General features: G+C 71.5%; 19 protein-coding genes. 1 reads left to right on the top strand and 18 read right to left on the bottom strand.

Annotated features, from left to right (window positions below):
• Window positions 1–104: 104 nt before the first annotated feature.
• The 14 genes from ACYF6T_RS23835 to pyrR form a co-directional block, all read right to left on the bottom strand.
• Window positions 105–2,261, bottom strand: a complete 2,157-nt coding sequence (locus ACYF6T_RS23835; RefSeq protein WP_461698848.1) for a primosomal protein N' — start codon at window positions 2,259–2,261, stop codon at window positions 105–107.
• A gap of 100 nt (window positions 2,262–2,361) precedes the next feature.
• Window positions 2,362–3,570, bottom strand: coding sequence for a methionine adenosyltransferase (gene metK, locus ACYF6T_RS23830; RefSeq protein WP_461698847.1), 1,209 nt, complete (start codon window positions 3,568–3,570; stop codon window positions 2,362–2,364).
• A 249-nt stretch (window positions 3,571–3,819) separates the two neighbouring features.
• A complete protein-coding gene (coaBC, locus tag ACYF6T_RS23825; protein WP_461698934.1) occupies window positions 3,820–5,022 on the bottom strand; it encodes a bifunctional phosphopantothenoylcysteine decarboxylase/phosphopantothenate--cysteine ligase CoaBC in 1,203 nt (400 codons plus the stop codon).
• Window positions 5,023–5,136: 114 nt separating this feature from the next.
• The gene (rpoZ, locus tag ACYF6T_RS23820) at window positions 5,137–5,409 is read right to left on the bottom strand and encodes a DNA-directed RNA polymerase subunit omega (protein WP_003988945.1); all 273 of its coding nucleotides are present in this window, start codon (window positions 5,407–5,409) and stop codon (window positions 5,137–5,139) included.
• A gap of 65 nt (window positions 5,410–5,474) precedes the next feature.
• A complete protein-coding gene (gene gmk, locus ACYF6T_RS23815) occupies window positions 5,475–6,032 on the bottom strand; it encodes a guanylate kinase (protein WP_461698846.1) in 558 nt (185 codons plus the stop codon).
• A gap of 58 nt (window positions 6,033–6,090) precedes the next feature.
• Complete coding sequence (locus tag ACYF6T_RS23810; RefSeq protein WP_003977346.1) at window positions 6,091–6,414, bottom strand: integration host factor; 324 nt, start codon at window positions 6,412–6,414, stop codon at window positions 6,091–6,093.
• 320 nt (window positions 6,415–6,734) lie between these two features.
• Window positions 6,735–7,580, bottom strand: coding sequence for an orotidine-5'-phosphate decarboxylase (gene pyrF, locus ACYF6T_RS23805; protein WP_461698845.1), 846 nt, complete (start codon window positions 7,578–7,580; stop codon window positions 6,735–6,737).
• Entirely contained in the window at window positions 7,577–8,683 is a 1,107-nt protein-coding gene (locus ACYF6T_RS23800; RefSeq protein WP_461698844.1) for a quinone-dependent dihydroorotate dehydrogenase, read from the bottom strand. The genes pyrF and ACYF6T_RS23800 overlap by 4 nt, the downstream gene beginning before the upstream one ends.
• 64 nt (window positions 8,684–8,747) lie before the next feature.
• A complete protein-coding gene (gene carB / locus ACYF6T_RS23795; protein WP_461698843.1) occupies window positions 8,748–12,056 on the bottom strand; it encodes a carbamoyl-phosphate synthase large subunit in 3,309 nt (1,102 codons plus the stop codon).
• Window positions 12,049–13,191: a glutamine-hydrolyzing carbamoyl-phosphate synthase small subunit gene (carA, locus tag ACYF6T_RS23790; RefSeq protein WP_461698842.1), complete on the bottom strand. Its 1,143-nt coding sequence runs from the start codon at window positions 13,189–13,191 to the stop codon at window positions 12,049–12,051. Before carA ends, carB begins: the two co-directional genes overlap by 8 nt.
• The gene (locus tag ACYF6T_RS23785) at window positions 13,188–13,748 is read right to left on the bottom strand and encodes a PH-like domain-containing protein (protein ID WP_461698841.1); all 561 of its coding nucleotides are present in this window, start codon (window positions 13,746–13,748) and stop codon (window positions 13,188–13,190) included. The genes carA and ACYF6T_RS23785 overlap by 4 nt, the downstream gene beginning before the upstream one ends.
• A complete protein-coding gene (locus tag ACYF6T_RS23780) occupies window positions 13,745–15,031 on the bottom strand; it encodes a dihydroorotase (protein ID WP_461698840.1) in 1,287 nt (428 codons plus the stop codon). The genes ACYF6T_RS23785 and ACYF6T_RS23780 overlap by 4 nt, the downstream gene beginning before the upstream one ends.
• 5 nt (window positions 15,032–15,036) lie before the next feature.
• Window positions 15,037–16,014, bottom strand: coding sequence for an aspartate carbamoyltransferase catalytic subunit (locus ACYF6T_RS23775; RefSeq protein ID WP_461698839.1), 978 nt, complete (start codon window positions 16,012–16,014; stop codon window positions 15,037–15,039).
• Between the two features lie 92 nt (window positions 16,015–16,106).
• Complete coding sequence (gene pyrR / locus ACYF6T_RS23770) at window positions 16,107–16,667, bottom strand: bifunctional pyr operon transcriptional regulator/uracil phosphoribosyltransferase PyrR (protein ID WP_461698838.1); 561 nt, start codon at window positions 16,665–16,667, stop codon at window positions 16,107–16,109.
• A 252-nt stretch (window positions 16,668–16,919) separates the two neighbouring features.
• On the opposite strand from pyrR, the gene bldD reads away from it, so the two are divergent.
• On the top strand, window positions 16,920–17,423 hold the full coding sequence (gene bldD, locus ACYF6T_RS23765) for a transcriptional regulator BldD (RefSeq protein WP_030166512.1): 504 nt from the start codon (window positions 16,920–16,922) through the stop codon (window positions 17,421–17,423).
• Window positions 17,424–17,587: 164 nt separating this feature from the next.
• Here the strand turns inward: bldD and nusB are convergent, their stop codons facing one another.
• The 4 genes from nusB to ACYF6T_RS23745 all read right to left on the bottom strand — a co-directional run bounded on the left by nusB (window position 17,588) and on the right by ACYF6T_RS23745 (window position 20,800).
• Entirely contained in the window at window positions 17,588–18,022 is a 435-nt protein-coding gene (nusB, locus tag ACYF6T_RS23760) for a transcription antitermination factor NusB (protein WP_461698837.1), read from the bottom strand.
• 2 nt (window positions 18,023–18,024) lie between these two features.
• Window positions 18,025–18,591 carry an elongation factor P gene (gene efp, locus ACYF6T_RS23755; protein ID WP_461698836.1) on the bottom strand — a complete coding sequence of 189 codons (567 nt, stop codon included), beginning with the start codon at window positions 18,589–18,591 and terminating at the stop codon, window positions 18,025–18,027.
• A 51-nt stretch (window positions 18,592–18,642) separates the two neighbouring features.
• Window positions 18,643–19,746 (bottom strand): aminopeptidase P family protein, encoded by a 1,104-nt coding sequence (locus tag ACYF6T_RS23750; RefSeq protein WP_461698835.1) that lies wholly within the window; start codon window positions 19,744–19,746, stop codon window positions 18,643–18,645.
• Window positions 19,747–19,912: 166 nt separating this feature from the next.
• The gene (locus ACYF6T_RS23745; protein ID WP_461698834.1) at window positions 19,913–20,800 is read right to left on the bottom strand and encodes a Pro-rich N-terminal domain-containing protein; all 888 of its coding nucleotides are present in this window, start codon (window positions 20,798–20,800) and stop codon (window positions 19,913–19,915) included.
• Window positions 20,801–20,852: the final 52 nt, after the last annotated feature.

Here is a 20,852-nt window from a genome sequence, read left to right as displayed (position 1 = left end):
GTTCCCCCTGCCCGCCCTCCCGGCACGTCCCCGGGAGGGCACCCGCATTCCCGCCGATTCCCCCCACCCACGGCCCACACCCCTCCACCCGACCCACCCGACGCTCACCCGATGTCAGGCGGATCGATCCGCACGCGCACCACGGCCTCCCCACTCCCCCGCGCCCCCCGCGCCATCCGAGCCGCCTGCCCCGCCTTCAACGCGGCCGCCAACGCGGCCCCACTGCCCGGCGGCACCCGCACCAGCGCCCGTTCCCACCGCTCCCCCGGCGGCGGCGCCCCCGTCCGACGCGGTCGCCCGGCGGCCGTGACCGGCAGCGGAACCGGCCCCAACACCTCGGCTCGCGGCGGCAGTTCGACCGTACGGAGAAAGTCCGCGACAGCCTCCGCCTCCCCCCACACGGCCGCCATCCGCGACACGGGCGGAAAGCCCAGCTCGGCCCGCTCGGCGAGTTCCCGCACCGCGTGCCCCACGGGGTCCCACCGCACCAGCGCCTGCACCGGCCGCAGCGTCGGCTCGGCGACGGCGACGACCGTGCCGCCCGCGCTCTGCGGCCGTACCAGCGCGGCGGCCGCGATCCACCGGCGCAGCGCGTCCTCACCGGCCCGCAGGTCGGGCCGTCCGAGCATCGCCCAGCCGTCCAGCAGCAGCGCCGCCGCGTAGCCGCCGTCGGCGACGGGCTCGGCCCCCGGTGTGCTGACGACGAGCGCGGGCGCCCCCGGCACGGTGTCCAGCACATGCTCCCGCCCCGAGGTCCGCACCGGCACGGCCGGGAAGGCCCGCCCGAGCTCCTCGGCGGTGCGCCGGGCACCGACGACCTGGGCCCGCAAGCGGAACCCGCCGCACTCCGGACAGTGCCAGGCCCCCTCCTCGCGCCCGCACCAGCCGCACTTCAGCGCGGCCCCCGACTCCTGCGCCTCCAGGGGCCCGGAGCAGTGCCGGCAGCGGGCGGGCGCCCGGCAGTCGGCGCAGGCCATCCGCGGTACGTATCCCCGCCGGGGCACCTGCACCAGCACCGGCCCGTGCTTCAGCCCCTCGCGCACGGCCTGCCAGGCGAGGGTGGGCAGCCGGGCGGCGCGCGCGGCCTCGTCCCGGGCGAGATCCCCGTCCCCGACGGTCCGTACGAGCGGCGCGACGGCCCGCACCTGCTCCCGCGCGGCGACGAGTGGCCGGGCCCACCCGCTCTCGACGAGCTGAGCCGCCTCGACGGTGCAGCTCCAGGCCCCCAGCAGGAAAGCGCACTTGTCCTGCGCGGCCCGCAGCAGCAGCACCTCCCGCGCGTGCGGCTGGGGCGCGTGCTGCTCGCTGTGGCTGTCGTCCCCGTCGTCCCAGATGACGACCAGCCCGAGGTCCTGGACGGGCGCGAACATCGCGGCCCGCGTGCCCACGACGGCCCGGACGGCGCCCCGCCGCACCGCGAGCCACTCCCGGTACCGCTTCTCGGGTCCGGCGTCCGCGGTGAGGACGGCGTGCCGCCCCTCCCCCAGGACCCTGTCCAACGCCGCGTCGACCCGCGCGACCGCCCGCCCGTCCGGTACGACGACCAGCGCGCCGCGCCCGGAGGCCAGCGTCGCCGCGACGGCCCGCGCGATCTCCTCGCTCCACTCGGGTCCGGGCAGCGCGTTCCACACGGCACGCGGCGCACCGCCCGCCGCCAGCGCCTCGACGAACGCGGCCCCCCGCTCGTACCGCGTCCACGATCCCGCCTCCGGCGCCGGGGGCGGCGGCAGGGGCTCGGGCGACGGCCGCTGCTCGGCCCGCGCACTGCGCGGCGGCACGGCGAGCTGCAGCACATCGGCGAGGCTCCCGGCGTACCGGTCGGCCACGGCCCTCGCCAGGCCGAGCAGTTCCTCACTCAGCACCCGCTCGGGCGACACGACCTGGGCAAGCGCGGCCAGGGGTCCGGAGTAGTCGCTCTCGGCCAGCCGCTCGACGAGGAACCCGTCGATCAGCCCGCCCCCTTCGCGCCGCCCTTCCCGCACCCGGTGCCGTCCGGCCCCGAACCGCACCCGCACCCGCACCCCGGGCTGCGCGTCGGCGTCCAGCTCCTCGGGCACCGCGTAGTCGAAGTACCGGTCAAGGTGCAGCACCCCCTTGTCCACCAGCACCCGCGCCACGGGCAGCTCCTTGGCCAACGCGGCCCCCCGCCACGTCCGGGGCTTGGCCCGCGCCCCCTTGCGCACACTCTCCCGGATCAGCGCGAGCTGCTCCCCCGCCACCCCCTCAGCGCCCTCACCCTGCCGCCCGTCCTCGCCGTTCACCCTTGCATTCTTACCAAACCCCACTGACACCGCCGCGCGCCGGGACGCGCCGAGGCCCGGTCCCCCGAAGGGAGACCGGGCCTCGTGTGGCGTTCGGGGCTTACAGGCCCGCGGCCTTGCGGAGGGCGTCCACGCGGTCCGTCTTCTCCCAGGTGAAGTCGGGCAGCTCGCGGCCGAAGTGGCCGTAGGCCGCCGTCTGGGCGTAGATCGGGCGCAGCAGGTCGAGGTCGCGGATGATCGCGGCCGGGCGCAGGTCGAAGACCTCGTCGATGGCCTTCTCGATCTTCTCGTGGTCGATCTTGGCGGTGCCGAAGGTCTCGACGAAGAGACCGACGGGCTCGGCCTTGCCGATGGCGTAGGCGACCTGGACCTCGCAGCGGGAGGCGAGGCCCGCGGCGACGACGTTCTTGGCGACCCAGCGCATCGCGTACGCGGCCGAGCGGTCCACCTTGGACGGGTCCTTGCCGGAGAAGGCGCCGCCGCCGTGGCGGGCCATGCCGCCGTAGGTGTCGATGATGATCTTGCGGCCGGTCAGACCGGCGTCGCCCATCGGGCCGCCGATCTCGAAGCGGCCGGTCGGGTTGACCAGCAGGCGGTAGTTCTCGGTGTCGAGCTTGATGCCCTCGTCGAGGAGCGCCTTCAACTCGGGCTCGACGACGAACTCGCGGATGTCGGGCGCGAGGAGGGACTCCAGGTCGATGTCGCTCGCGTGCTGCGAGGAGACGACGACCGTGTCCAGGCGGACGGCCTTGTCGCCGTCGTACTCGATGGTGACCTGCGTCTTGCCGTCCGGGCGCAGGTAGGGGATGGTGCCGTTCTTGCGGACCTCGGACAGGCGCTTCGACAGGCGGTGCGCCAGGAAGATCGGCAGCGGCATCAGGGTGGGCGTCTCGTCGGTCGCGTAGCCGAACATCAGGCCCTGGTCGCCGGCGCCCTGCTTGTCCAGCTCGTCCTCGTCGCCCTCGACCCGCGACTCGTACGCCGCGTCGACGCCCTGCGCGATGTCCGGGGACTGCGCGCCGATGGACACCGAGACGCCACAGGAGGCGCCGTCGAAGCCCTTCTTGGAGGAGTCGTAGCCGATCTCCAGGATCTTGTTGCGGACGAGGGTCGCGATGTCCGCGTAGGTCTTGGTGGTGACCTCGCCGGCCACGTGCACCAGGCCGGTGGTGATCAGCGTCTCGACGGCGACCCGGGAGGTCGGGTCCTCGCGCAGGAGCGCGTCGAGAATGGTGTCGCTGATCTGGTCAGCGATCTTGTCGGGGTGACCCTCGGTCACGGACTCCGAGGTGAACAGGCGACGGGACACAACGCTCCCTGGGGTTGCAGCGGCTGCTGGCTGATCATGGGCGGACGGGCTCGGGGGCTGCGCCCGGCGTCGTCCGAGAACAGTTTATCGGTCGCGCTCGGCCACCGGTCTCCCTGTCTCGCCTCTCGGGAGCGCTGTGACCTGCGGCACGGGCATTCTGCCCCGTCCGCGGGCGGCTTGGCCAGAGCCGCCACACCTCTGTCGCGGAGGTTGCGGAGGTTTGAGAGGGACGTGAAGCGAATGAAACATTCAGCCGAGGCGTTCCGCCACCAGGTCCCAGACGGTTTCGGCCAGCTGTTCCTTCGGCCCGTGCGGTACGGGCGTCTCGCTGCCGTCGGCGCCCAGCACCACCGCTTCGTTCTCCTCGGAGCCGAACGTCTTGCGCTCGCCCACCTCGTTCACCACGAGCAGGTCGCATCCCTTGCGCGCCAGCTTCACCCGGCCGTTGGCCAGGACGTCGTCGGTCTCGGCGGCGAAGCCGACGATCACCTGTCCGGGGCGGGCGCGCTCGGCCGATATCTCGGCGAGGATGTCCGGATTTCGCACCAGCACCAGGGGGTCGGGGTCCTGGCCGTCCTGTTTCTTGATCTTCCCGGCCGCGTAGGTCTGCGGGCGGAAGTCGGCGACGGCCGCCGCCATCACCACCGCGTCCGCGTCGGCGGCCGCCTTCAGCACCGCCTCGCGCAGCTGGACGGCCGTCCCGACCGGGACGACGTCCACACCGGCCGGGTCCGGCAGGCCGGTGTTGGCGGCGACGAGCGTGACCCGGGCGCCGCGCGCGGCGGCGGTGCGGGCGAGGGCGTAGCCCTGCTTGCCGGAGGAGCGGTTGCCGAGGAAGCGGACCGGGTCGAGGGGCTCGCGGGTGCCGCCGGCGCTGACGACGACGTGCCGGCCGGCCAGGTCGGGCTCGCGGACGCCCCGGGCGAGGACGCGGCGGCAGACCTCGAAGATCTCGGCGGGGTCGGGCAGCCGGCCCTTGCCGGTGTCGACGCCGGTGAGGCGGCCGACGGCCGGCTCGATGACGACGGCGCCGCGCCGGCGCAGCGTCGCCACGTTCTCCTGCGTCGCCGGGTGTTCCCACATCTCGGTGTGCATGGCGGGGGCGAAGACGACCGGGCAGCGGGCGGTCAGGAGGGTGTTGGTGAGCAGGTCGTCGGCGAGGCCGTGGGCGGCCTTGGCGAGCATGTCGGCGGTGGCCGGGGCGACGACCACCAGGTCGGCGTGCTGGCCGATGCGGACGTGCGGGACCTCGTGGACGTCGTCCCAGACCTCGGTGGCGACGGGGTGGCCGGAGAGGGCGGACCAGGTGGCGGCGCCGACGAAGTGCAGGGCGGAGGCGGTGGGGACGACGCGGACGTCATGCCCCGACTCCGTGAACCTTCTCAGCAGCTCGCAGGCCTTGTAGGCGGCGATGCCGCCACTGACGCCCAGAACGACCTTCGGCTTGTCCACCGGGACTCCCATTCGTTGAACCTAGGCCTCCATGACACACCACAGGCCCGACAGTCGCGCTGCCGGGCCTGTGGAAAAGCCAACTGCAATCTGAAAGTACTACTGCGCCAGGAACTACTGCGCCGGGCCCTCGACGGCCTCGGACGTCAGCAGACCGGCGTTGATCTCGCGCAGGGCGATCGAGAGGGGCTTCTCGTGCACGTGGGTGTCGACGAGCGGACCGACGTACTCAAGGAGGCCCTCGCCGAGCTGCGAGTAGTACGCGTTGATCTGGCGGGCACGCTTGGCCGCGTAGATCACCAGGCTGTACTTCGAGTCGGTGGCTTCGAGGAGCTCGTCGATCGGCGGGTTGATGATGCCCTCGGGCGCGGAGATGGAAGAGGACACGCTCTACCTTCCGATGGATGGGAAAGATTCAGTGTAAACGATCAAGCCTGAACGATCAGGCACGATCACACAACGTCCATCAAGGCTAGCAGCTCGCGCGCCACGTCCTCGACGGAGGTGTTGACCAAGGTCATGTCGAACTCCGGCTCGGCCGCCAGCTCGATCTTCGCCGCCTCCAGGCGGCGCTCGATCACCTCGGGCGGCTCGGTGCCCCGGCCGGTGAGCCTGCGCACGAGCTCCTCCCAGGAGGGCGGAGCCAGGAACACCAGCCGGCCCTCCGGCATGGTCTCGCGGACCTGCCGGGCGCCCTGGAGGTCGATCTCCAGCAGGACCGGCACACCCGCCTCCAGGTGCTCCAGCACGGCCGCGCGCGGCGTGCCGTACCGGTTTCCGGCGAACTCGGCCCACTCCAGCAGCTCGCCGTTGGCGATCAGCTTGTCCATCTCCTCGTCGGTGACGAAGAAGTAGTGGACCCCGTGCTTCTCGCCGGGGCGGGGCCTGCGGGTCGTCGCCGACACCGAGAGCCAGACCTCGGGGTGTTCCTTGCGCATATGGGCGACGACCGTGCTCTTGCCGACCCCCGAGGGGCCGGAGAGCACGGTCAGCCGCGGACGTTCACTCATGCAGCGATTATTCCAGCAATCCCGGTGTGCCCGGGACTCCTGTTCCGGAGGTCCGGACTCAGGAGCCGGTGCTGCCGAACTCACGCTCCAGGGAGGCGATCTGGTTGGAACCGAGGCCACGCACACGGCGGCTCTCGGAGATGCCGAGTCGCTCCATGATCTGCTTGGCGCGGACCTTGCCCACGCCCGGCAGGGACTCCAGCAGGGCGGAGACCTTCATCTTGCCGATGACGTCGTTTTCCTGGCCCTGCTTGATGACCTCGTGAAGGGAGGCGCCGGAGTGCTTGAGTCGATTCTTGACCTCGGCCCGCTCCCGGCGAGCCGCGGCGGCCTTTTCGAGCGCGGCTGCGCGCTGTTCAGGGGTAAGGGGCGGAAGAGCCACGCCTACGTCACCTCGGATGTCGAACTGTCGGATACGGACCGGTGAGGAACCTAGTCGCCCCACACCTGGGGAGCCACGAGCAACACGCTCGCCCGTTGTCCCCCACTACTCAAAGGGTGTGGGGGTGCCCCCACTCGTCGGAGACTAGCGGCCAACTCCGCCAGAGTCAGCGAGAACAGCGGAAAAGTCCTGGTCAGCCTCCGTCAGGGCGGACATTTAAGACATATTGCCCTGGATTTGAGGGTGTATTCAGACTCAAGTGGGCTTCGAACCACTGATCGGAGGACTCGATCGAGTGGCTCGAACACCTCTGACGGCGGTCAGGAAGCCGTCACAGCCGTTCGGATCTCCCGCGCGAAGCCCTCGGCGGCCGCACGCAGCGCGGCGATGTCCGGACCGTGCCGCAGCACCCCTCGGCTGACGTTCGGCACGACGTTGCGCACGGCCGCCCCGAAGACGCCGGGAAGGTCGGCCGCAGTGGCCCCCTGCGCGCCGACGCCGGGCGCGAGCAGCGGACCGTTGATGTCGAGGTCGTACGACGACAGGTCGCCCACCGTGGCGCCGACGACGGCGCCGAAGGAACCCATCGGCTCCTCCCCCGCGTTCTCCGCGGCGAGGTGGCCCAGCATCGTCGCGCCCACGGTGCGGCCGTCCCCACGCACGGCGTGCTGCACCTCGGGACCCTCCGGGTTCGAGGTCAGCGCCAGCACGAACAGACCGGCACCGCTCTCCCGCGCCAGCGCCACGGCGGGGCTGAGCGAGCCGTAGCCGAGATAGGGCGAGACGGTGAGGGCGTCGGAGAACAGCGGGGCGTCCTTGTGCAGGTACGCCTCGGCGTAGCCGGCCATGGTGGAGCCGATGTCGCCCCGCTTGGCGTCCATCACGACCAGCGTGCCGGCCGCGCGCGCCTCCTGGACCGCCTTCTCCAGTACGGCGATCCCGCGCGAGCCGAACCGTTCGAAGAACGCGCTCTGCGGCTTCATCACGGCGACCCGGTCGGCCAGCGCCTCGACGACCGTGCGGCTGAACCGCTCCAGGCCCGCCACGTCGTCGTTCAGGCCCCACTGGGTGAGCAGCGAGGCGTGCGGGTCGATGCCGACGCACAGCGGGCCGCGTTCGTCCATGGCCCGGCGCAGCCGGGCGCCGAAGGGCTCGTACGAGGTCATGCCGTCTTCCTCACGTCGGCGCCGACCGCGTCGGCGAGGGTGGCGTACGGGCTGGTGCGCAGGCGTGCGGCGAGGCCCTTGTGGATGGCTCGGGCCCAGAAGGGCCCTTCGTAGACGAAGGCGCTGTAGCCCTGCACGAGGGTGGCCCCGGCCAGGATGCGCTGCCAGGCGTCCTCGGCGTTCTCGATGCCGCCGACGCCCACGAGGGTGATGCGGTCGCCCACGCGCGCGTAGAGGCGGCGCAGCACCTCCAGGGAGCGCGCCTTCAGCGGCGCGCCGGACAGGCCGCCGGTCTCCTTGACGACGGACGGTGCGGATGCCAGACCTAGTCCCTCGCGCGCGATGGTGGTGTTCGTGGCGATGATCCCGTCCAGGCCGAGTTCGACCGCGAGATCGGCGACCGCGTCGACGTCCTCGTCCGCGAGGTCCGGGGCGATCTTCACCAGGAGCGGCACGCGGCGGTTCTGCGCCGCCCGGTCCGCGGCCTCGCGCACGGCGGTCAGCAGCGGGCGCAGCGCCTCGGTGGCCTGGAGGTTGCGCAGGCCGGGCGTGTTGGGCGACGAGACGTTCACGACCAGGTAGTCGGCGTACGGCGCCAGCCGCTCGGCCGACTTCACGTAGTCGCCGACGGCCTCGGCCTCGGGGACGACCTTGGTCTTGCCGATGTTGACGCCCACGACGGTCTTGAAGACCGGCTCACGGGACGCCAGACGGGCCGCCACGGCCAGCGAACCGTCGTTGTTGAAGCCCATGCGGTTGATCAGCGCCCGGTCCTTCACCAGCCGGAACAGCCGCTTCCTGGGGTTGCCCGGCTGGGGCTCCCCCGTCACCGTGCCGATCTCGACGTGGTCGAAGCCCAGCATCGACATGCCGTCGATGGCGACGGCGTTCTTGTCGAAGCCGGCGGCCAGCCCGAAGGGGCCGTGCATGCGCAGCCCGAAGGCCTCGGTGCGCAGCTCCTTGTAGCGGGGCGCGAGGGCGGCGGCGAGGAAGGTGCGCAGCACCGGGACGCGGGCGGCGAGGCGGATCCAGCGGAAGGCCAGACGGTGGGCCTGCTCGGGGTCCATGCGCTGGAAGACGAGGTTGAAGAAGATCTTGTACATGCTGTCCTCATGAAGAGCCTCATGACGAGGGGGACACCGTTTCCGGTGTCCCCCTCGTCGGCTGCTAGTCGCGGGCCGCGGTCAGGTGTTCCGCGTGTTCCTGGAGTGAACGCACGCCCACGTCGCCGTGGTTGAGGGCGTCGATGCCCTGCACGGCGGCGGCGAGCGCCTGCACCGTGGTCAGGCACGGGACCGACCGCGCCACGGCCGCCGTACGGATCTCGTAGCCGTCGAGGCGGCCGCCGGTGCCGTACGGGGTGTTGACGATGAGGTCGACCTCGCCGTCGTGGATGAGCTGGACGATGGTCTTCTCGCCGTTCGGACCGGTGCCCTCGGACTGCTTGCGCACGACGGTGGCGTTGATGCCGTTGCGCTTGAGGACCTCGGCGGTGCCGGAGGTGGCGAGCAGCTCGAAGCCGTGGGCGACCAGCTCGCGCGCCGGGAAGATCATCGACCGCTTGTCACGGTTGGCGACCGAGATGAACGCGCGGCCCTTGGTGGGCAGCGGGCCGTAGGCGCCGGCCTGCGACTTGGCGTACGCCGTGCCGAAGACGGCGTCGATGCCCATGACCTCGCCGGTGGAGCGCATCTCGGGGCCGAGGACGGTGTCGACGCCGCGGCCGTGGACGTCGCGGAAGCGCGACCACGGCATGACCGCCTCCTTGACGGAGATCGGCGCGTCCAGCGGCAGCTCGCCGCCGTCGCCGTCGGCCGGGAGGAGCCCCTCGGCCCGCAGGTCGGCGATGGTCGCGCCCAGCGAGATGCGGGCGGCGGCCTTCGCGAGCGGCACCGCGGTCGCCTTGGAGGTGAAGGGGACCGTACGGGACGCGCGCGGGTTGGCCTCCAGGACGTACAGGATGTCGCCGGCCAGCGCGAACTGGATGTTGATCAGGCCGCGCACGCCCACCCCGCGCGCGATGGCCTCGGTGGAGGCGCGCAGCCGCTTGATGTCGAAGCCGCCGAGTGTGATCGGCGGCAGCGCGCACGCCGAGTCGCCGGAGTGGATGCCGGCCTCCTCGATGTGCTCCATGACGCCGCCGAGGTAGAGCTCCTCGCCGTCGTAGAGGGCGTCGACGTCGATCTCGATCGCGTCGTCCAGGAAGCGGTCGACGAGGACCGGCCGGGAGGGGCTGATCTCGGTCGACTCGGCGATGTAGGAGGCGAGGCGGGTCTCGTCGTAGACGATCTCCATGCCGCGCCCGCCCAGGACGTACGACGGCCGGACGAGGACCGGGTAGCCGATCTCGTCGGCGATGGCCTTGGCCTCGGCGAAGGTGGTGGCGGTGCCGTGCTTGGGAGCCGGCAGGCCGGCCTCGGCGAGCACGCGTCCGAAGGCGCCGCGGTCCTCGGCGGCGTGGATCGCCTCCGGCGAGGTGCCGACGATCGGTACGCCGTTGTCCTTGAGGGCCTGCGAGAGGCCCAGCGGGGTCTGGCCGCCGAGCTGGACCACGACACCGGCCACGGGGCCGGCCTGCTGCTCGGCGTGGACGATCTCCAGCACGTCCTCCAGCGTCAGCGGCTCGAAGTACAGGCGGTCGGAGGTGTCGTAGTCGGTGGAGACGGTCTCGGGGTTGCAGTTGACCATCACCGTCTCGTAGCCCGCGTCGCTCAGCGCGAAGGAGGCGTGGACGCAGGAGTAGTCGAACTCGATGCCCTGGCCGATGCGGTTGGGACCGGAGCCCAGGATGATGACGGCCGGCTTCTCGCGCCGCGCGACCTCGCTCTCCTCGTCGTACGAGGAGTAGAAGTACGGCGTCTTGGCCGCGAACTCGGCGGCGCAGGTGTCGACCGTCTTGTACACCGGGCGGATGCCCAGCGCGTGCCGCACCTCGCGCACGACGTCCTCGCGCAGGCCCCGGATCTCGCCGATCTGCTGGTCGGAGAAGCCGTGCCGCTTGGCCTCGGCGAGCAGGTCGGGCGTGAGCTCCGCGGCCCCGGCCAGCTCGTCGGCGATCTCCTTGATGAGGAAGAGCTGGTCGACGAACCAGGGGTCGATCTTGGTGTACTCGAAGACCTCCTCGGGCGTGGCGCCCGCGCGGATGGCCTGCATGACGGTGTTGATCCGGCCGTCGGTCGGGCGGACGGCCGCTTCGAGCAGGGCGCTCTTGTCGCCGGGGTCGCCGACGAACGTGAACTGGCTGCCCTTCTTCTCCAGCGAGCGCAGCGCCTTCTGGAAGGCCTCGGTGAAGTTGCGGCCGATGGCCATGGCCTCGCCGACCGACTTCATGGTGGTGGTCAGCGTGGAGTCGGCCTGCGGGAACTTCTCGAAGGCGAACCGCGGGGCCTTGACCACCACGTAGTCGAGCGTGGGCTCGAAGGAGGCCGGGGTCTCTTGCGTGATGTCGTTCGGGATCTCGTCGAGGGTGTAGCCGACGGCCAGCTTGGCGGCGATCTTGGCGATCGGGAAGCCGGTCGCCTTGGAGGCGAGCGCCGAGGAGCGCGACACGCGCGGGTTCATCTCGATGACGATCACGCGACCGTCCTCGGGGTTCACCGCGAACTGGATGTTGCAGCCGCCGGTGTCGACGCCGACCTCGCGGATGATCGCGATGCCGACGTCGCGCAGCACCTGGTACTCGCGGTCGGTCAGCGTCATGGCCGGGGCGACGGTGATCGAGTCGCCGGTGTGCACGCCCATGGGGTCGAAGTTCTCGATGGAGCAGACGACCACGACGTTGTCGTGCTTGTCGCGCATCAGCTCCAGCTCGTACTCCTTCCAGCCGAGGATGGACTCCTCCAGGAGCACCTCGGTGGTCGGCGAGAGCGTGAGGCCCTGGCCGGCGATGCGGCGCAGCTCCTCCTCGTTGTGGGCGAAGCCGGAACCGGCACCGCCCATGGTGAAGGAGGGACGGACGACGACCGGGTAGCCGCCGAGGGTCTCGACGCCCGCGAGGACGTCGTCCATGGAGTGGCAGATGACCGAGCGGGCGGACTCGCCGTGCCCGATTTTGCGGCGGACCTCCTCGACGACCTCCTTGAACCGGTCGCGGTCCTCGCCCTTGTGGATGGCCTCGGGGCGGGCGCCGATCAGCTCGACGCCGTACTTCTCCAGGACGCCGTTCTCGTGCAGCGCGATGGCGGTGTTGAGGGCCGTCTGGCCGCCCAGGGTGGGCAGCAGCGCGTCGGGGCGCTCCTTGGCGATGATCTTCTCGACGAACTCCGGGGTGATCGGCTCGACGTAGGTGGCGTCGGCGATCTCGGGGTCGGTCATGATCGTCGCCGGGTTGGAGTTGACCAGCACGACCTTCAGGCCCTCGGCCTTCAGGACGCGGCACGCCTGCGTGCCGGAGTAGTCGAACTCGGCGGCCTGGCCGATGACGATCGGGCCGGAGCCGATGACCAGGACGGACTGGATATCGGTGCGCTTAGGCACGCTGGCCCTCCATCAGGGATACGAAGCGGTCGAACAGGTAGGCGGCGTCGTGCGGGCCGGCGGCCGCTTCGGGGTGGTACTGGACGGAGAAGGCCGGCTGGTCGAGCAGCTGCAGCCCCTCCACGACGTTGTCGTTCAGGCAGACGTGGGAGACCTCGGCGCGGCCGAACCTGGTCTCGCTGACCTTATCGAGCGGCGCGTCGACGGCGAAGCCGTGGTTGTGCGCGGTGACCTCGACCTTGCCGGTGGTGCGGTCCTGCACGGGCTGGTTGATGCCCCGGTGGCCGTACTTCAGCTTGTAGGTGCCGAAGCCGAGGGCGCGGCCGAGGATCTGGTTGCCGAAGCAGATGCCGAACAGCGGCGTCCTGCGCTCCAGGACGGCGGTCATCAGCTCGACGGGGCCGTCGGCGGTGGCCGGGTCGCCGGGGCCGTTGGAGAAGAACACCCCGTCCGGGTCGGTGGCGTAGACCTCGTCGGCGGTGGCCGTCGCGGGCAGCACGTGCACCTCGATGCCGCGCTCGGCCATGCGGTGCGGGGTCATGCCCTTGATGCCGAGGTCGATCGCGGCGACGGTGAACTTCTTCTCGCCGATCGCCGGGACGACGTACGCCTCCTGGGTGGCGACCTCCTCGTAGAGCGAGGCGCCCTTCATGTGCGGCTGGTCCTGCACGCGCGCGAGGAGCTCGTCCTCGGCGACGATCGCGTCCCCGGAGAAGATGCCGGCGCGCATCGAGCCGCGCTCGCGCAGGTGGCGGGTGAGGGCGCGGGTGTCGATGCCGCTGATGCCGACGATGCCCTGCGCGACCAGCTCGTCGTCCAGGGAGCGCCGGGCGCGCCAGTTGGACGGCACGCGCGCGGGGTCGCGCACGACGTAGCCCGAGACCCAGATGCGCTTGGACTCGTCGTCCTCGTCGTTCCAGCCGGTGTTGCCGATCTGGGGGGCGGTCGCGACGACGATCTGGCGGTCGTACGACGGGTCGGTGAGGGTCTCCTGGTAGCCGGTCATGCCGGTGGAGAACACGGCTTCGCCGAAGGTCACCCCCACGGCCCCGTAGGCACGGCCGCGGAAGATCCGGCCGTCCTCCAGGACGAGTACGGCGGGAACCCTGGCAGCTCCCCTGGTGGAGGTTGTCATCGTGCGCCTTCCGTCTTGTTGATCATGTGGTTCAGGGTGTCGACCCACTCGGTGTGCTCGGCCGCGCGGTCGGAGCGGAAGCCGGAGTCGATCAGCCGCTCGCCGTGCGCCCAGGTCACCACCAGCAGGCCGCCCTCGGTGAGCACCTTGCCGGCGATGCCCTTGTCGAGCCGGGCCTCCCGTACGGCCTCCAGGGGGACGAAGAAGTCCGTCGCCCCGGGCCGTACGACGTCCAGGCCCGCGTCCGTCAGCGTGAGCTCGACCCGGCTGCGGGTGCCGAGGCCGTGCGCCACGATGCGGTCCAGCCACTGGCCGGCGGTGGTGGAGCCGTGGTAGCGGCCGCTCATGGTCAGTCTGGCCTCGCCGGGGTCGTCCGGCGCGCCGGGCAGCTCGGGCAGGTCGCCCTGGAGCGTGCCGCGCCACTTCCAGCCCTCGCGCATCAGCCAGTAGACGAGCGCGACGAAGAGGGCGAGGCCGACCAGCCAGCCGACGCGGGCGGCCCAGTCGGTGACCTCGGCCGACTTCTTCTCGGCCGCCAGCAGGATCAGAGGTGTCACGTGAGCTTCCCGTCGACGAGCGTGGCCTTGCCCCGGAGCCACGTGTGCGTCACACGGCCCGGCAGCTCACGCCCCTCGTACGGGGTGTTGCGGCTGCGCGAGGCGAAGCCCGCGGGGTCCACCGACCCACGGTATGCCGTGTCGACGAGCGTGAGGTTGGCGGGCTCACCAGCCGAGACGGGACGCCCGTGCCCCTTCGCCCGCCCGATCCGCGCGGGCTTGAAGGACATGCGCTCGGCGACCCCGGCCCAGTCCAGCAGGCCCGTCTCCACCATGGTCTCCTGCACCACTGACAACGCGGTCTCCAGGCCCACCATCCCCATGGCGGCAGCGGCCCACTCGCAGTCCTTGTCCTCGTGCGGGTGCGGGGCGTGGTCGGTGGCGACGATGTCGATCGTGCCGTCGGCGAGCGCCTCGCGCAGGGCGAGGACGTCGCGCTCGGTGCGCAGCGGCGGGTTGACCTTGTAGACCGGGTTGTAGGTGCGCACCAGTTCGTCGGTCAGCAGCAGGTGGTGCGGGGTGACCTCGGCGGTGACGTCGATGCCGCGGGACTTGGCCCAGCGCACGATCTCCACCGAGCCGGCGGTCGACAGGTGGCAGATGTGCACGCGCGAGCCGACGTGCTCGGCGAGCAGCACGTCCCGCGCGATGATCGACTCCTCGGCGACGGCCGGCCAGCCCCCGAGCCCCAGTTCGGCGGAGACGATCCCCTCGTTCATCTGGGCGCCCTCGGTCAGCCGCGGCTCCTGCGCGTGCTGGGCGACGACTCCGCCGAAGGCCTTCACGTACTCCAGGGCGCGCCGCATGATCACCGCGTCGTCGACGCACTTGCCGTCGTCGGAGAAGACGGTGACGCCGGCGGCCGACTCGTGCATGGCGCCGAGCTCCGCGAGCTTCTTGCCCTCCAGGCCGACGGTGACGGCCCCGATGGGCTGCACGTCGCAGTAGCCGTGCTCCCGGCCCAGTCGCCAGACCTGCTCGACGACGCCGGCGGTGTCGGCGACCGGGAAGGTGTTGGCCATGGCGAAGACGGCCGTGTAGCCGCCGCTCGCCGCCGCGCGCGTGCCGGTCAGCACGGTCTCGGAGTCCTCGCGGCCCGGCTCGCGCAGGTGCGTGTGCAGGTCGACGAGGCCGGGCAGCAGCACCTTGCCGTCGGCCTCGACGACCTCGGCGCCCTCGGCGCTCAGTCCGGTGCCGACCTCGGCGATGACGGAGCCGTCGATCAGGACGTCCTGCGGCTCGCCGCCGAGCACCCTCGCGCCACGGATCAGGATCTTGCTCATGTGTCTTACTTCTCCTCGATGCGGGCGTGGCTGACGGCGGGTTCGTTGCCGCCCAGCAGCAGGTACAGGACGGCCATCCGGATGGAGACCCCGTTCGCGACCTGCTCGACGACGGTGCAGCGGTCGGAGTCGGCGACCTCGGCGGTGATCTCCATGCCGCGCACCATCGGGCCGGGGTGCATCACGATGGCGTGCTCGGGCATCCGCGCCATGCGGTCGCCGTCGAGGCCGTAGCGCCGGGAGTACTCACGCTCGGTGGGGAAGAACGCGGCGTTCATGCGCTCGCGCTGGACGCGCAGCATCATCACCGCGTCGGACTTGGTGAGCGTGGAGTCGAGGTCGTAGGAGACCTCGCAGGGCCAGGTCTCGATGCCGACCGGCAGCAGCGTGGGCGGGGCGACCAGGGTGACCTCGGCGCCGAGGGTGTGCAGCAGGTCGACGTTGGAGCGGGCGACCCGGCTGTGCAGGACGTCGCCGACGATGGTGATGTGCTTGCCGGACAGGTCCTGGCCGATCCCGGCGTCCCGGCCGACGAGGCGGCGGCGCATGGTGAAGGCGTCCAGCAGGGCCTGCGTGGGGTGCTGGTGGGTGCCGTCGCCCGCGTTGATGACGGCGGCGTCGATCCAGCCGGAGTTGGCCAGGCGGTAGGGCGCTCCGGAGGCGCCGTGCCGGATGACGACGGCGTCGACGCCCATGGCCTCCAGGGTCTGGGCGGTGTCCTTCAGGGACTCGCCCTTGGAGACGCTGGAGCCCTTGGCGGTGAAGTTGATGACGTCGGCGGACAGCCGCTTCTCGGCGGCCTCGAAGGAGATCCGGGTCCGGGTCGAGTCCTCGAAGAAGAGGTTGACGACGGTGCGGCCGCGCAGGGTCGGCAGTTTCTTGATCGGCCGGTCGGCGACCCGAGCCATCTCCTCGGCGGTGTCGAGGATCAGGACGGCGTCGTCGCGGGTGAGGTCGGCGGCCGAGATGAGATGACGCTGCATCTGTCAGGCTCCGTAAGGCAGTTCATTCGGGAGATTCGGGGCAGACAGGCGCGTGCTGGGGCACGGCGGGGCGCGCGCACACGCCTGAACCGCTACTGGGCGGCCGGCTTCACACCGAGCAGGACGGTGTCGCGACCGTCCTCCTCGGCGAGCTGGACCTTGACCGTCTCCCGCAGCGACGTGGGGAGGTTCTTGCCGACGTAGTCGGCGCGGATGGGCAGTTCGCGGTGGCCTCTGTCGACCAGCACCGCGAGCTGGACCGCGCGCGGGCGCCCGATGTCGTTCAGGGCGTCGAGGGCGGCGCGGATGGTGCGGCCGGAGAAGAGCACGTCGTCGACGAGGACGACGAGGCGGCCGTCGATGCCGTCACCGGGGATCTCGGTGCGGGCCAGCGCACGCGGCGGGTGCATGCGCAGGTCGTCGCGGTACATGGTGATGTCGAGCATGCCGACCGGGATCTTGCGGTCGGTGATCTGCTCCAGCTTGACGGCGAGCCGCTGGGCGAGGAAGACGCCCCGGGTGGGAATGCCGAGGAGCACCACGTCGTCGGCGCCCTTGGCGCGCTCGACGATCTCGTGGGCGATGCGGGTCAGCACCCGCGCGATGTCAGGGCCTTCGAGCACCGGCCTTGCATCGGACGCTTGCGTGTCCATACGAAACGGACCTCCTTCTCCGCCTCACGGGACGGACCTTAAAGGACGTCGGATTTGCGCCATCCACGGTAGCAGGCCCCGACGACACCCCCGATCACCCCCCTGGCGTAATCGGCCATCGCTCGCACGGAAGAGTCGGTGTGGACCATTCGGCTTGACGCAGAAGAATCACGCTGCGTAACCTCACAGTGAGTTACCAGACGCGCGGCATGGACCCCTTCAGCCGCGTCGACACAGTGTCCGGGGAGCTATATGTCCAGCGAATACGCCAAACAGCTCGGGGCCAAGCTCCGGGCCATCCGCACCCAGCAGGGCCTTTCCCTCCACGGTGTCGAGGAGAAGAGCCAGGGACGCTGGAAGGCGGTCGTGGTCGGTTCGTACGAGCGCGGTGACCGCGCCGTGACCGTGCAGCGTCTCGCCGAGCTGGCGGATTTCTATGGCGTTCCCGTCCAGGAGCTGCTGCCCGGCACCACCCCCGGCGGTGCCGCCGAGCCGCCGCCGAAGCTGGTCCTGGACCTGGAGCGGCTGGCCACCGTGCCGGCCGAGAAGGCGGGCCCCCTGCAGCGGTACGCCGCGACGATCCAGTCCCAGCGCGGTGACTACAACGGCAAGGTGCTCTCGATCCGCCAGGACGACCTGCGCACACTCGCCGTCATCTACGACCAGTCCCCCTCCGTCCTCACCGAGCAGCTGATCAGCTGGGGCGTGCTGGACGCGGACGCGCGCCGTGCGGTGGCGTCCCACGAGGAGGGCTGAGCCGCACAGCGCCTCAGGAGAAACGTGCCGCCGGGGTGGCCGGAACTTCACGGTTCCGGCCACCCCGGCGGCGTTCTGCGGCCCCGGAGACCTCCCGGGCACCCGCAACGCCAGGGGGCCCGCAGCGTGCGTGCTGCGGGCCCCCTGGCGTTGCGGTGTCGTCGCTACGCCTCGTCCCGGCGCAGCGACGGCTTGAGCTCCTTGAGCCGGCCGAGCAGGCCGTTGACGAACGCCGGCGACTCGTCCGTGGAGAACTCCTTCGCCAGCTGCACCATCTCGTCGAGGACGACGGCGTCCGGGACCTCGTCGACCCAGATGAGCTCATAGGCGCCGAGCCGCAGGATGTTGCGGTCCACGACCGGCATCCGGTCGAGCGTCCAGCCCACCGAGTACTGCGCGATCAGCTCGTCGATCCGCTTCGCCTGCTTGGCGTAGCCCTCGACGAGCTGCATCGTGTACTCGCTCACCGGCGGCTGCCGGGTGTCGTCCCGGGAGAGCCGGACCCAGTCCGCGAGGACGGTCAGGACGTCGGCGCCGCGCTGGTCGCCCTCGAAGAGGATCTGGAAGGCGCGCTTGCGAGCCGTGTTGCGGGCGGCCACGGTTAGCTGTTCACCCGGCCGAGGTAGTCGCTCGTCCGGGTGTCGACCTTGATCTTCTCGCCGGTGGTGATGAAGAGCGGGACCTGGATCTGGTGGCCGGTCTCCAGCGTGGCGGGCTTGGTGCCGCCGGTGGAGCGGTCGCCCTGGACGCCCGGCTCGGTCTCGGCGACGGTCAGCTCGACGGCGGCCGGCAGCTCCACGAAGAGCACCTCGCCCTCGTGCGTGGCGACGGTGGCCATGAAGCCCTCGACGAGGAAGTTGGCGGCGTCACCGACGGCCTTGCGGTCGACCATGAGCTGGTCGTAGGTCTCCATGTCCATGAAGACGAAGTACTCGCCGTCCATGTACGAGAACTGCATGTCGCGCTTGTCGACAGTGGCCGTCTCGACCTTGACGCCGGCGTTGAAGGTCTTGTCGACGACCTTGCCGGAGAGCACGTTCTTGAGCTTGGTGCGCACGAAGGCCGGGCCCTTGCCGGGCTTGACGTGCTGGAACTCGACGACGGACCACAGCTGGCCGCCTTCGAGCTTGAGCACCATGCCGTTCTTGAGGTCGTTCGTGGAAGCCACGGTTGCGGAATCTCCTGGACTGACGTGGACGACCCCGGCGCACGCGCCTGCCTACAGGGCGAGCAGCTCCTTGGTCGTGATGGTGAGTAGCTCGGGTCCGCCGTCCGCCTCGGGGCGGACGACGAGCGTGTCATCGATCCGGACGCCGCCCCGGCCCGGGAGGTGGACCCCCGGTTCGACGGTGACCGGCACGCAAGCGTCCAGTTTACCCATGGCCGAAGGGGCCAGCTGCGGGTCCTCGTCGATTTCGAGCCCCACGCCGTGACCGGTGAGGGACGGCAGCCCCGCGGCGTGCCCCGCGCTGTCCAGGACCTGACGTGCGGCGCGGTCCACGTCCCGGCAGGCGGCGCCGGGCGTGAGGGCCTCGCGGCCGGCGCGCTGGGCGGCGAAGACCAGGTCGTACAGCTCGATCTGCCAGTCCGCGGGGGTGGTGCCGATGACGAACGTACGGCCGATCTCGCAGCGGTAGCCGCGGTAGGTGGCGCCGAGGCACACGGAGAGGAAGTCGCCCTCCTCCACCCGCCGGTCGGTGGGGCGGTGGGCACGCCGGCCGGCGTGCGGGCCGGTGGCGACGGACGTGGGGAAGGCCGGGCCGTCGGCGCCGTGGTCGACCAGGCGGCGTTCCAGCTCCAGGGCGAGGTGGCGTTCGGTGCGGCCGACCAGGATGGACTCCAGGAGTTCGCCCAGGGCCTGGTCGGCGATCTCGGCGCCGATGCGCAGACAGGAGATCTCCTCCTCGTCCTTGACGACCCTGAGCTGTTCGACCGCGGTGCCGAGGTCCGCAACGCGCACACCGGGAGCGACCGAACGCAGTGCCCGGTGGCGGGCGACGGTGAGGTGGTGTTCCTCCACGGCGAGGGAGTCGGCGTGGATGCCCTGGGCGAGGTCGACGGCGGCGACCGCGGGGTCACCCGGGCCGGGCAGGACGTGCAGGCGGAGGGTCTCGTCGGGGCGCCCTTCGGCGGGGCGGTCCTCCAGGGGGCCCGGGCACACGAGAAGGTCCTCGTCCTTGCCGAGCAGCAGTACGGCGCCCTGCGGGGCCGGGCCGGCGAGGTAGCGGACGTTGGCCGGGCGGGAGACGAGCGCGGCCTGGCTGCCGCCGGCTTGGCAGCGTTCCCTCAGCCGGCCTCGGCGGGCTGCGTACATCTCTGACATGAGATGAGCGTAGGAGCGGTGGGTGATTTGTGCCGGTTGAGGGGGTGCCGATCGGGGGACGGTGGTGCCTGGAGCGGGTGGGTGCCGGGTGCGGGTGGCCAGGGGCCTGCCGGGTCCGCGCGGCGGAGGCGCGTGTCGATGCGGCCCCGCGCCCCTTGGACCCTGGTCACCAGTTCGGGGGGCTCGCGATCGAGCGTGCCAGGACGTCGTCCAGAACCCGGGCCGTCTGGGGTACGTCCATCTGGCTGTTGTCGATGATGGGCAGGCCCGAGCCGTACCAGCCCGCCATGCGGCCGTGGATGCGGGCCACCTCCTCGTCGGTGAGGCGGCGGTTGCCCGAGCGTTCCGCGTTGCGTTCCAGGACGATCTCCAGGCCGGGCAGCAGGACCACCGGGAGCAGACCGGGACCCACGTGACGCTTCCAGCCGCCGAGGCCGACGACCGGGCGGTCGGGGAAGACGGCGTCGTCGAGGATGCAGGAGATGCCGTTGGCCAGGAAGTTGCGCGCGGCGAAGCCGCAGGTGCGGCGGGCCAGGCGGTACTGCGCCTCGGAGTTGTCGTTCCAGCCGGACTGGGGGTCGGCGAAGCCCGAGCGCACCCATTCGCGGACGTCGTCGAGGCTGATGTGGGCGGTGGGCACTCGGCGGTGGTCCGCCCAGTACCGCGCGACGCTGGTCTTGCCGGCGCCCGCGGGCCCGATCAGCAGGACGGCGAGGGTCGTCGCCGCCGGGTCGGGGGCGGACGGGGCGGGCGGCGCGCTGGGCATGGCGACCGGGCCGCCGGGCGGGAGCGGGACGTGGCCGGTGGTGTCCGGGGCGGGCGGAGCCGGAGCGTGCTGCGGAACCGGCGGGGCCGCCGGTGGCACGCCCTGGAAGCCGGGGGCCGGGGGCGGCGGAGGCACCGGCGCCGAGCCCTGGTGGGGCGCGGGGACCGGCGCCGGGCCCTGCGGCGGGCCCGGGTGGCCCGGGTGGTGTGCGGCCGGCGACCAGCCGGCGGCCGGTCCGTGCCCCGGCTGATGGGGCGGCGGCAGCGGAGAACCCACTGCGTGCTGCATCCGGTGCCACTCCGTCTCGTACAGGCAATTGGCGCTGGCAGCGGGGACGCCC

This window comes from Streptomyces sp. 7R007, from assembly GCF_054850255.1.
Note: the sequence above shows the minus strand (reverse complement) of the source record. Positions and strands in the feature narration are given on the sequence as shown.

Bases quoted from the DNA above. Each gene is read 5' to 3' on its own strand.
- gmk (WP_461698846.1), bottom strand. From the start codon at position 6,032: ATGAGTGAACGTCCGCGGCTGACCGTGCTCTCCGGCCCCTCGGGGGTC.
- pyrF (WP_461698845.1), bottom strand. From the start codon at position 7,580: ATGACCTCGTACGAGCCCTTCGGCGCCCGGCTGCGCCGGGCCATGGAC.
- ACYF6T_RS23800 (WP_461698844.1), bottom strand. From the start codon at position 8,683: ATGTACAAGATCTTCTTCAACCTCGTCTTCCAGCGCATGGACCCCGAG.
- carA (WP_461698842.1), bottom strand. From the start codon at position 13,191: ATGACAACCTCCACCAGGGGAGCTGCCAGGGTTCCCGCCGTACTCGTC.
- ACYF6T_RS23780 (WP_461698840.1), bottom strand. From the start codon at position 15,031: ATGAGCAAGATCCTGATCCGTGGCGCGAGGGTGCTCGGCGGCGAGCCG.
- ACYF6T_RS23775 (WP_461698839.1), bottom strand. From the start codon at position 16,014: ATGCAGCGTCATCTCATCTCGGCCGCCGACCTCACCCGCGACGACGCC.
- pyrR (WP_461698838.1), bottom strand. From the start codon at position 16,667: ATGGACACGCAAGCGTCCGATGCAAGGCCGGTGCTCGAAGGCCCTGAC.
- bldD (WP_030166512.1), top strand. From the start codon at position 16,920: ATGTCCAGCGAATACGCCAAACAGCTCGGGGCCAAGCTCCGGGCCATC.
- ACYF6T_RS23750 (WP_461698835.1), bottom strand. From the start codon at position 19,746: ATGTCAGAGATGTACGCAGCCCGCCGAGGCCGGCTGAGGGAACGCTGC.
- ACYF6T_RS23745 (WP_461698834.1), bottom strand. From the start codon at position 20,800: ATGCAGCACGCAGTGGGTTCTCCGCTGCCGCCGCCCCATCAGCCGGGG.